The 9428-nt window shown below is 72.7% G+C and carries 8 protein-coding genes and 1 pseudogene; 4 read left to right on the top strand and 5 right to left on the bottom strand.

Annotated features, from left to right (window positions below; genetic code table 11):
* Positions 1-6: 6 nt before the first annotated feature.
* From ACZ66S_RS17335 to ACZ66S_RS17315, 5 genes and pseudogenes are all read right to left on the bottom strand, one after another.
* Positions 7-117 (bottom strand): annotated as a pseudogene (locus tag ACZ66S_RS17335) (GntR family transcriptional regulator); the annotation flags it as partial.
* Positions 118-165: 48 nt separating this feature from the next.
* Positions 166-843, bottom strand: coding sequence for a GntR family transcriptional regulator (locus tag ACZ66S_RS17330; RefSeq protein ID WP_469902366.1), 678 nt, complete (start codon positions 841-843; stop codon positions 166-168).
* Positions 844-1021: 178 nt separating this feature from the next.
* Positions 1022-1960: a beta-ketoacyl-ACP synthase III gene (locus ACZ66S_RS17325; RefSeq protein WP_469902365.1), complete on the bottom strand. Its 939-nt coding sequence runs from the start codon at positions 1958-1960 to the stop codon at positions 1022-1024.
* Positions 1961-2108: 148 nt separating this feature from the next.
* Positions 2109-2246: an MFS transporter small subunit gene (locus ACZ66S_RS17320; protein WP_167364525.1), complete on the bottom strand. Its 138-nt coding sequence runs from the start codon at positions 2244-2246 to the stop codon at positions 2109-2111.
* On the bottom strand, positions 2212-3546 hold the full coding sequence (locus ACZ66S_RS17315) for an OFA family MFS transporter (protein ID WP_469902364.1): 1335 nt from the start codon (positions 3544-3546) through the stop codon (positions 2212-2214). The genes ACZ66S_RS17320 and ACZ66S_RS17315 overlap by 35 nt, the downstream gene beginning before the upstream one ends.
* Before the next feature lie 247 nt (positions 3547-3793).
* On the opposite strand from ACZ66S_RS17315, the gene ACZ66S_RS17310 reads away from it, so the two are divergent.
* The 4 genes from ACZ66S_RS17310 (at position 3794) to fdhD (ending at position 9360) form a co-directional block, all read left to right on the top strand.
* A complete protein-coding gene (locus ACZ66S_RS17310; protein WP_469902363.1) occupies positions 3794-5656 on the top strand; it encodes a molybdopterin oxidoreductase family protein in 1863 nt (620 codons plus the stop codon).
* Positions 5657-5853: 197 nt separating this feature from the next.
* Positions 5854-7647 carry an NAD(P)H-dependent oxidoreductase subunit E gene (locus ACZ66S_RS17305; RefSeq protein ID WP_469902362.1) on the top strand — a complete coding sequence of 598 codons (1794 nt, stop codon included), beginning with the start codon at positions 5854-5856 and terminating at the stop codon, positions 7645-7647.
* The gene (locus ACZ66S_RS17300) at positions 7644-8504 is read left to right on the top strand and encodes a 2Fe-2S iron-sulfur cluster-binding protein (protein WP_469902361.1); all 861 of its coding nucleotides are present in this window, start codon (positions 7644-7646) and stop codon (positions 8502-8504) included. The genes ACZ66S_RS17305 and ACZ66S_RS17300 overlap by 4 nt, the downstream gene beginning before the upstream one ends.
* Positions 8505-8511: 7 nt before the next feature.
* Positions 8512-9360 carry a formate dehydrogenase accessory sulfurtransferase FdhD gene (gene fdhD, locus ACZ66S_RS17295; RefSeq protein WP_469902360.1) on the top strand — a complete coding sequence of 283 codons (849 nt, stop codon included), beginning with the start codon at positions 8512-8514 and terminating at the stop codon, positions 9358-9360.
* Positions 9361-9428 lie beyond the last annotated feature (68 nt).

Here is a 9428-nt window from a genome sequence, read left to right as displayed (position 1 = left end):
CCCCGCCTACCCCCGCTGCCGCGCGTGATACGACGTCCGTGTGTGCTCGGTGTGCTCGCGCATCAGTTCCGTGGCCCGCCCCTGGTCGCGGTCGGCAATCGCAGCGATCAGAGCGCGGCACCCGGCCGGCCCTCCCCGGCCCACACCCCCGAACGACCGCCCCGCCTACCCCCGCTGCCGCGCGTGATACGACGTCCGTGTGTGCTCGGTGTGCTCGCGCATCAGTTCCGTGGCCCGCCCCTGGTCGCGGTCGGCGATCGCGGCGATCAGGGCGCGGTGCTCGATCCAGGACTGGCGGCCGCGCTGCCGGGCGATCGGGGTGTAGTACCAGCGCACCCTGCGGTCGACCTGCCCCGCCAGCTCCGCGAGGACGGTGTTGCCCGCCAGCTCCATGATCTTCGCGTGGAAGCGGGCGTTCAGAGCTACCGCGCTGTCGACGTCGTCGTTGTCGACGGCCTTCTCCCCCTCCGCGCACAGCCCTTCCAGAGCGGCGATGCCGGCGCTGCCCGCGTTCGCCGCGGCGAGCCGGGCCGCCTCGGCCTCCAACAGTGTGCGCACCGTCAGAAGCTGATCGGCCTCCTCGTCCGTCGGCTCGTGCACGAACGCACCCTGCGCCGGACGCAGATCCACCCACCCCTCGGTGTTCAACCGCTGCAGAGCCTCCCGCACCGGCTGCCGCGACACCCCCAGATGACCCGCCAGCTCACTCTCCACCAGATGCTGACCCGGCTGCAGCGCACGCGTCGTGATGAGCTCCAGCAACGCCTCGTACACACGGTCACGCAGCGGACCCGGACGCTCCAGCTTCGGCACGGACCCCTGCGGCAGACCTGTAGACAACATCCCGGTCCCCCTCCTCGGCGGCGGACACCCCCGGACACCCCTGACTCGTTGCCTTTTGTCTACAGTCTACGGCGCACAGGGGCCAGGTAAACCGCGCGTCGACCTCGTCACATCGCGCGCGCCCCATAAACGAAAGGGCGTCGCAGCCACGTCAGGGACGTCACGGGCGTCACGGGCGTCACGGGCAGCGGACGACCTGCCCGGCGTACGACAGGTTCCCGCCGAAGCCGAAGAGCAGCACCGGGTCCCCCGTCGAGATCGCACCCTGTTCGACCAGCTTGGAGAACGCGAGCGGAATGCTGGCCGCCGACGTGTTCCCGGACTCCGTGACATCGCGGGCCACGACGGCGTTGACCGCGCCGATCTTCTCCGCGAGCGGCTCGATGATCCGCAGGTTCGCCTGGTGCAGCACGACCGCGGCGAGGTCGGCGGGCGTGAGCCCCGCGCGTTCGCAGGCCTGCCGGGCCAGCGCCGGGAGCTTCGTGGTCGCCCAGCGGTAGACGCTCTGCCCCTCCTGGGCGAACCGCGCCGGCTCGCCCTCGATCCGCACGGCGTGCCCCATCTCCGGCACCGACCCCCACAACACCGGCGAGATGCCGGGCACGTCGGACCCCTCGACGACCGCCGCACCGGCCCCGTCCCCGACGAGCACACAGGTGGTGCGGTCGGTCCAGTCGGTGACCGCGGACATCTTGTCGGAGCCGATCACCAGCGCCCGGGTCGCCGCCCCGGCCCGCACGGTGTGGTCGGCGGTGGCGAGCGCGTGCGTGAAGCCGGCGCACACCACGTTGACGTCCATCGCGGCGGGCGAGGGGATGCCCAGCCGGGCCGCGACCCGTGCGGCCATGTTCGGGGAGCGGTCGACGGCGGTCGAGGTGGCGACCAGGACGAGGTCGATGTCGGCGGGGGTGAGCCCGGCCGAGGCCAGCGCCTTGGCGGCGGCGTGCGAGGCGAGCTCGTCGACCGGCTCGTCGGGACCGGCGATGTGGCGGGTCCGGATGCCGACCCGGGACCTGATCCACTCGTCGCTGGTGTCGACCAGACCCGCCAGTTCCTCGTTGGTGAGTACCTTCGCGGGCTGGTAGTGGCCGACTGCGGCGATCCGCGAGCCGTTCATGGAGGGTCCCCCTCGTTGCCTTGGGTAGCGGGATCCACCAGTCTGATCAGTGACTCACGGGTACGAGGGCACGTAAGGCCACAGGAAACGGGCGCCCGAGTTGTCGGCTTCCCTCACCCTCTCGGACGCCCGAACACCTGCCGAACACCTACTTGGTGAACAACTGCGTGGCCTTCTGCACGAGCTCGTAGAGCCCGTAGGCGAGCGGTGCCCCCACCCACACCCAGGCCAGGGCGATCAGCGGGCGCCGGTCAGGCGGACTCTGACTGCTGTCGGGCTGTGACATCGGCGGCCTCCCTCGGTGCGGGAATGTGGTGACGGGCACTGACGGGGCGGACCAGCTCGTTGGCGACGAAGCCGACGACGAGCAGCCCGATCATGATCACGAACGACGTCCCGTAGAGGGCGGAGCCGCTCTTGCCCGCGTCCTCCTGGCGGTCGGCGATCCAGTTCACGATCAGCGGTCCGAGGACCCCGGCCGTGGACCAGGCAGTCAGCAGGCGGCCGTGGATGGCGCCGACCTGGTAGGTCCCGAAGAGGTCCTTCAGATAGGCGGGGATCGTGGCGAAACCGCCGCCGTAGAACGACAGGATCACCAGCGCGCACAGGATGAACAGCGGCTTCGAGGAGTCGCCGAAAAGGGCGATCAGGCCGTACATCGCCGCGCCGACGCCCAGGTAGACGCGGTAGATGTTCTTGCGTCCGATCAGGTCGGACGTCGAGGACCAGCCGATGCGGCCGGCCATGTTGGCCGCCGACAGCAGCGCGACGAAACCGGCCGCGGCCGACACCGAGACCGGGGTCGAGGTGCCCTTGAAGAAGTCGGTGATCATCGGGGCGGCCTTCTCCAGGATGCCGATGCCCGCGGTGACGTTCATGCAGAGCACGATCCACAGGCACCAGAACTGGGGCGTGCGCACCGCGTTGCGCGCGGAGACCTGCGGGCCGTCGAAGGCGCTGGGCGCGCTCTCGACCGGCTTCTCGCTGCGCGGCACGCGCACCAGCAGGACGCCGAGGAGCATGAAGACCGCGTACGACAGCCCGTGCACGAGGAACGCGAGGGCGATCCCGGAGCTGTCGGACCCGAAGGACTCCAGCATTTGGGCCGACCAGGGCGAGGCGATGAGCGCGCCGCCGCCGAAGCCCATGATGGCGATGCCGGTGGCCATGCCGGGCCGGTCGGGGAACCACTTGATCAGGGTGGACACCGGCGAGATGTACCCGATGCCCAGGCCGATGCCGCCGACGAAGCCGTAGCCGAGGACGATCAGCCAGTACTGCTCGGTGGCCGCCCCCAGCGCGGACAGCAGGAAGCCGGACGAGAAGCAGATCAGCGCGACCGTCATCGCCCAGCGCGGCCCGTTGCGCTCCACCAGCGTGCCGCCGAACGCGGCGGACAGGCCGAGCATCACGATGCCGAGCTGGAAGGGCAGGGCGCTCTGGGTGCCGCTGAGGCCGAGTGCGGACTCGAGCGGCGGCTTGAACACGGACCAGGCATACGCCTGTCCGATGGAGAGATGGACCGAGAGAGCGGCCGGGGGGACGAGCCAGCGGCTCCAGCCCGGGGGTGCGACAGGGGGACTCATGATCCCGAACGGTAGGAACAATCAGGTTAGTTGAAAAGGCGGCGCGTCGACCGTATGCGATGAGCGGTATCCCGGACGCGACGAACGGTCGAACCGACCGGTTTCCAGGGCCCGTCGGGGCACGGCTCGCCATAGGCGCCCGTGCGCCGCACCTCCGCTCCGGTCCCTTGCAGACCCTTGCAGACCCTTGCCCGCCGCCTGACCATACTGTAGACAATATTTCGTCGACATCGAACGAGGAGCCGCCATGAGCCGTCAGGACGAGCCCGACGCCCGCCCCCGGCTCACCCACCCGATGATCCGGGACTCCCGCGACGAGCCCCTGCGGCAGGTGGGTTGGGCGCAGGCGCTGGACCACGCAACCCACGGCCTGGAGCGCAACCGCGGCTCCTACGGCATGCTCTCCTCCACCCGGCTGACCAACGAGACGCACTACCTGGCGCAGAAGTTCGCGCGGGTCGTCATGGGCACCCACAGCATCGACTCGCTGGAGCGGGCCCGGCACACCCCGAGCGTCGCGGGACTCGCCGCGGTCTTCGGCTCAGCGGGCGGGACCTCGTCGTACGAGGAGGTCGAGCACACCGACGTCATCGTGGTGTGGGGTTCCGACGCCCGCTCGACGCACCCGGCGTTCTTCCGGCACGTCCTGAAGGGCCTCCGGTCCGGCGCCCGCCTGTACGTCGTCGACCCGCGCCGCACCGCGACCGCCGCGTGGGCGCAGAGCTGGCTCGGCCTCGACGTCGGCACCGACATCCCCCTCGCTCACGCGATCGGCCGCGAGATCATCCGGACGGGCCTGGCCAACGGCACGTTCATCGAGCGGGCCACCTCCGGCTTCGAGGACTACAGGGCGCTGGTCGAGCCCTGGACGCTCGCGCTCGCGGAGCGGGTGACGGGCGTACCGGCCGCCGCCGTCGGGGAGTTGGCGCACGCCCTCGCGCGAGCCGATCGCGCGCAGATCTGCTGGGGTCCGGGTGTCACCGGGCACCGCGACGGCACCGCGGCCGTCCGCGCACTCGTCAACCTCTCCCTGCTGACCGGCCAAGTGGGCCGGTACGGCTGCGGGTTGCTGCCCCTGACCGGCCGGGACAACGTCCAGGGCGCGGTCGACATGGGGCTGCTCCCCCACCGGCTGCCCGGGTTCCGGGACGTCCTGGACCCCCACGCGCGCCGGATGTTCGGGGCGGCCTGGGGTGTCGCCGTCGAGCCGCACTACGGGCTGGACCTGCCCGGGATGTGCGCGGCGACGGCGGAGGGCACGCTCACCGCGCTTCACTGCGTCGGCCAGGACCCGGCCCGGTCGCAGGCGGAGGGCACGGCGGTGCGGGCTCCCGGCGAGCGGCCCGTACCACCCCTGCACCGCCTCGACTTCCTCGTCGTCCAGGACGCGTTCCTCACCCGGACCGCCGAGTCGGCCGACGTCGTCCTCCCCGCGACCGCCGCCTGGACGGAGACCGACGGCACGACCACCGACGGGGAGCGGCGGGTCCGGCGGGTCCGGCCGGCCCTGACGCCGCCCGGTGAGGCACGCGAGCACATCGACATCCTCCGCGACCTGGCGGCGGGACTCGGCCACGAGTGGCGGTACGACGACGCGGAGGCCGTGTGGGACGAGGTCAGGTCGTTGTCGCCGGACCACTCCGGGATGACGTACGCCCGCCTGCACGAGGAGCCGGGGATCCAGTGGCCCTGCCCGGACACCAGTCGCCCCCAACCCGGTTTCCTGCACGGCAGGTTGTGGGAGAAGGACCCGGCGCGGCGGGGCAGACGGGCGGCGTTCGGGATCGTGCAGCACGATCCGCCGGCCGACCCCGTCGACGAGCTGTACCCGATCCGGCTGGGCAGCGGGCGGCACCCGACCTCGCACGGGGACGGCGGGCCACGGGGCATCGAGCTGTCCCCGGAGGACGCCGAACGCCACGACGTCGTGCCGGGTGAGGAGGTGCAGGTGTCCTCACGGCGTGTCTCGGTCGTCGCGGCCGTGCGGATCGACAGCTCCCTCAGACCCGGGCTCGCCTTCATGACCCCGCCGCTTCCCGACGAGTCGGACGCCGGGCGCGCGGCGGTCCGGGTCGAGAAGCTCCCGATCGCGACGATCATCCATTGCTGACCCGAACGGCCCGCCAGGGTCCACCCCACCCATCCGCCGGCCCGGGTCGGCACCACCCACCCGCCGAGCCGGTCCCGCTCCACCCATCCGCCGAGCCGGTCCGCCCGACCCGTCGTTCCCGGCCGGGTCCGCCCGACTGCCAGTCCAGCCACCCGGTACAGCCGACCAGTCCGTTCGGAAGGAGGTGAGACGGCGAGGTGGACCTGCACTTCGGCGCCGACGAGCCGACGGACGACGAACGAGCCGCCGTGGACACCCTGTTGGGCCCTCCGGAGTCGTACGGGGAGGGCGCCGACCGTTCCGCGGCGGATCTCAGGCGCGCCTCGCGGCCGACGGCCCGCCGCCACCTGCTGCTGCCCGGCCTGCACGCGATCAACGACCGTGTCGGCTGGATCAGCGACGGCGCCCTCTCCTACCTGTGCCGCCGGCTGGCCGTCCCACCGGCGGAGGCGTACGGCGTCGCCACCTCCTACCCCGCGTTCTCGGTCCGGCCCCGCCCCGCCACCGTGCTCCGAGTCTGCACGGACCTCGCCTGCGCGACCGCCGGGGCCGACGCCCTGTGCGCCGGTGTCGGGCAACGGCTGGGCGACGACGTCCACTTGGAGCGCAGCCCGTGTCTCGGCCTGTGCGAACGCGCTCCGGCCGCACTCGTGACCAAGGCGGGCGATCCGGTGCGTACGGCGGTCGCGGCACCGGCGAGCGTCGAAGAAACCGTCCGCGCCGCGAACGCCCCGGGCTCCGCGCCCGAGGAACCGCCGGCGGCGACGGCCGTACCGCAGGCGGGTCAGGACGGACTGGTGCTCCTGAGGCGGGTCGGCGTCGTGGACCCGTCGTCCCTGGACGACTACCGCGCCCACGGCGGTGGTGCCGCCCTGCGCCGGGCCTTCGCGCTCGGTCCCGCCGGAGTCGTCCGCGAGGTCGTCGACTCCGGCCTGGTCGGGCGCGGTGGCGCCGCCTTCCCCGCCGGCCGTGACTGGCAGGCCGTGGCGTCCCGGCCCGACCACCCGCACCACCTGGTCTGTGACGCGGGCGCGTCCGGGCCGGGCGCCTTCGCGGACCGCGTGCTCTTGGAGGGCGACCCCTTCGCGCTGGTCGAGGCGATGACGATCGCCGGGTTCGCGATCGGCGCCCGGCGCGGTTACCTGTGTCTGCGCGGCGACAGTCCGCGGGCGGCCGACCGGATGCGGTACGCCGTCGACCGGGCGCGGGCCCGCGGGCTGCTCGGTGACGACGTCCTGGGCCGGGGCCACGCCTTCGACATCGAGATCCGGCGCGGCGCGGGCGCGTACCTGTGCGGCGAGGAGACCGCCCTGTTCCACTCCGTCGAGGGCCGTCGGGGCGAACCGCGCTTCCAGCCGTCCCTCGCGGCGGACCGGGGCCTGTTCGGCGGGCCGACGCTGGTGCAGGACGTCGAGACCCTGCTCGGCGTGCTCCCCGTCCTGTCCGCGGGCGCCCCGGCCGACACCGGCACCGGCGCATCGGGCGGCGGGCGAAAGCTGTTCTGCGTGTCGGGATCCGTGGACCGGCCCGGCCTCTACGAGCTGCCGTCCGGCACCACGCCGGGCGCGCTGCTGACGGCGGCCGGGGCCCGCGAGAACCTGCGCGCGGTGCTGCTCGGCGGGGTCACCGGCGGTTTCGTACGGCCGGACGAACTGGACGTGCCTCGCACCGGCGGAGGCGGGGCCGGCTCGGGGGTCGTCCTGGCCTTCGACGACACGGTGCCCCTTCCGCGGCTCCTGCTCCGCGTGGCCGAGTTCTTCCGGGACGAGTCGTGCGGGGGCTGCGTGCCGTGCCGGGTCGGGACCGTGCGCCAGGAGGAAGCGCTGCGCCGGATCGTCGGGCGCGGGGGCGCGGCCGCGGCCGCGGCGGACGACATCGCCCTGCTCCGCGAACTCGGCCGCGCGATGCGGGACGCCTCGGTGTGCGGTCTCGGGCGGGGCGCGTGGAACGCCGTGGAGTCGGCCGTCGACCGTCTGGGGGCGTACGGATGACCGCCGTACCGCTGGGGATCCCGCGCCGCGTGGTGGAGTTCACCCTCGACGGTGAGCCCGTGCGGGCACCGGAGGGTTCGACGGTCCTGGACGCCTGTATGGCGGCCGGGAAGGACGTCCCGGCGCTGTGCGCGGGCGGCGCGCTCCCCCCGCGCGGGACCTGCCGGCTCTGTGTCGTCGAGGTGGCGGGGGCCCCGGCACTGGTCCCGGCCTGCGCCCGCCGGGCCGAGCCCGGCCTGGAGGTCAGGACCGGCAGCGAGCGGGTCCGGCACAGCCGCAGGATCGTGCTGGAACTGCTCGCCTCCTCGGCCGACCTGTCGACGACCCCGCGGGCGGCGGAGTGGATCGAGGAGTACGGCGCGAGACCGGACCGCTTCGGCCCGGACGCGGCCCGGGTCGAGGAGCCGCCGAGGGTCGACGACGACCTGTACGTGCGCGACCTCGGCAAGTGCGTGCTGTGCCGCCGGTGTGTGGACGTCTGCGGTGACGAGGGGCGCGGCACCTTCGCCGTCGCCGTGTCCGGCCGCGGGCTCGGTGCCCGGATCGCCGTGGAGCACGACGGGCCGCTGACCGCTTCGGCCTGTGTGTACTGCGGGGACTGCGTCGACGTGTGCCCGACGGGGGCCCTGTCGTTCAGGTCGGAGTTCGACATGCGGGCGGCGGGTACGTGGGACGAGGGGGCGCAGACCCGTACCGACACCGTGTGCACGCGGTGCGGAGCGGGCTGCGGGCTCACGCTCCACGTGCAGGACAATGAGATCGTGAAGGTCACCGCCCCGTCCGACGGGTCGGGGGCGCACGGCAGCCTCTGCAGCAAGGGCCGTTTCGGCTACCAGCTCGTACAGAACCGGGACTGAGACACACATGGGACGAGTCACGGAACGACGCAAGGTGATCCGCATCCGCGACGGGGCCATCTCCTCCCGCCCCGACACCCTCGTCACCGAGGAACCACTGGAGATCCGCCTCAACGGCAAACCCCTCGCCATCACCATGCGCACCCCCGGCGACGACTTCGCCCTCGCCGTCGGCTTCCTCGTCAGCGAAGGCGTCCTCGCCCACCAGGACGACCTGCGCAACATCGTCTACTGCGCCGGCGCCACCGCCGACGGCACCAACACCTACAACGTCGTCGACGTCACCACCCGCCCCGACCTCCCCGTCCCCGACATCACCCTCGAACGCAACGTCTACACCACCTCCTCCTGCGGCCTGTGCGGCAAAGCCAGCCTCGACGCCGTCCGCACCACCACCCACCACCCCCTCACCCACACTCCCCCGGTCCAGGTCCATCCCGACCTGCTCACGAGCCTCCCCGACCGGCTCCGCGCAGCCCAACGGGTCTTCGACCGGACCGGGGGCCTGCACGCCGCCGCCCTCTTCACGCCCACCGGCGACCTCCTCGACATACGTGAAGACGTCGGCCGCCACAACGCCGTCGACAAACTCATCGGCCGCGCCCTCCAACACGGCCACCTCCCCCTCAGCCGCACGATCCTCCTCGTCTCCGGCCGCGCCTCCTTCGAACTCGCCCAGAAGGCCGTCATGGCCGGCATCCCCGTCCTCGCCGCCGTCTCCGCACCCTCCTCCCTCGCCGTCGACCTCGCCACCGAAACCGGCCTCACCCTCATCGGCTTCCTCCGCGGCCCCTCCATGAACGTGTACGCGGGAGAACACCGGCTCGCGCTGGAGGCGACGGCAGCACAGAACTGACCGGCTTCCCGTCCCCGACCGTCCGCCGAGCGGTGACTCGCGGTCCGCCTCGCGAACCGGGAACAGCA

It is taken from the genome of Streptomyces sp. NPDC107471, from assembly GCF_055582845.1.
The sequence above is the reverse complement of the archived record's forward strand: the minus strand, read 5'-3'. Positions and strand labels throughout refer to the sequence as shown.

What these genes read in the sequence shown, in the direction of transcription:
- ACZ66S_RS17315 (WP_469902364.1), bottom strand. Translation starts at nt 3,546, where the DNA reads ATGAGTCCCCCTGTCGCACCCCCGGGCTGGAGCCGCTGGCTCGTCCCC.
- ACZ66S_RS17330 (WP_469902366.1), bottom strand. Translation starts at nt 843, where the DNA reads ATGTTGTCTACAGGTCTGCCGCAGGGGTCCGTGCCGAAGCTGGAGCGT.
- fdhD (WP_469902360.1), top strand. Translation starts at nt 8,512, where the DNA reads ATGGGACGAGTCACGGAACGACGCAAGGTGATCCGCATCCGCGACGGG.
- ACZ66S_RS17325 (WP_469902365.1), bottom strand. Translation starts at nt 1,960, where the DNA reads ATGAACGGCTCGCGGATCGCCGCAGTCGGCCACTACCAGCCCGCGAAG.
- ACZ66S_RS17320 (WP_167364525.1), bottom strand. Translation starts at nt 2,246, where the DNA reads ATGTCACAGCCCGACAGCAGTCAGAGTCCGCCTGACCGGCGCCCGCTG.
- ACZ66S_RS17300 (WP_469902361.1), top strand. Translation starts at nt 7,644, where the DNA reads ATGACCGCCGTACCGCTGGGGATCCCGCGCCGCGTGGTGGAGTTCACC.
- ACZ66S_RS17310 (WP_469902363.1), top strand. Translation starts at nt 3,794, where the DNA reads ATGAGCCGTCAGGACGAGCCCGACGCCCGCCCCCGGCTCACCCACCCG.